General features: G+C 52.3%; 1 protein-coding gene. It reads right to left on the bottom strand.

The features are described 5' to 3' along the window. A partial coding sequence (locus tag KPY62_RS13605; protein ID WP_216583479.1) for an Ig-like domain-containing protein occupies nt 1-241 on the bottom strand: 241 nt, incomplete at both ends.

Raw genomic sequence — 241 nt, 5'->3', positions numbered from 1 at the left:
GTGCTGTTACCAGCGGCATCGGTGATTTGAGCGGTTACGCTGTAGTCGCCATCTTCTGGAATCTGACCCTTAGGAATGGTCACAGCTACAGTGCCCGCCTCCACATCAGCTTGCGTTAAGGCTTGCTCAACGGTGCTGGTGCTAAGATCTGGATTGGTGATGGTTACCGTAACCATGTCACCTTCTTCACTGCCTGTTGGCACAGTCACATTGGTTTGAATACCATCGGCAAGCTCTGCTG

The organism is Psychrobacter sp. TAE2020, assembly GCF_018919485.1.
In the GTDB taxonomy this organism is placed as follows: domain Bacteria; phylum Pseudomonadota; class Gammaproteobacteria; order Pseudomonadales; family Moraxellaceae; genus Psychrobacter.
Note: the sequence above shows the minus strand (reverse complement) of the source record. Positions and strands in the feature narration are given on the sequence as shown.